Annotated in this window: 1 pseudogene; it reads left to right on the forward strand. The window is 51.1% G+C overall.

Annotated elements, in window-relative coordinates:
• Positions 1-309, forward strand: a pseudogene (locus tag J0A66_RS22610) (sodium-dependent transporter); the annotation flags it as partial.

Here is a 309-nt window from a genome sequence, read left to right on the forward strand (position 1 = left end):
ACGCTGGACGGCGCTATGCAAGGACTTAAGGTTTACCTGGTGCCTGATTTCTCTAAAGTCTGGAGTCCTGATCTATTGATCAGCGCCATGGGGCAAGCGTTTTTCTCTATGTCCTTAGGGGTAGGGACCATGTTGGTGTACGGTTCCTATGTCGGACGCCATGAAAAGCTCCCCAGCTTAGGGGCTTCGGTGGCCCTAGTCGATATTGGCGTGGCGATTTTAGCTGGCTTACTGATTATTCCTGCCATGTATGTGGCGCTGCATAATGGTGTACAAATCTTTTCCGACGCTGGCGAGCTAATTGACGGT

Source organism: Bowmanella dokdonensis (assembly GCF_017254865.1).
GTDB lineage: Bacteria > Pseudomonadota > Gammaproteobacteria > Enterobacterales > Alteromonadaceae > Bowmanella > Bowmanella dokdonensis.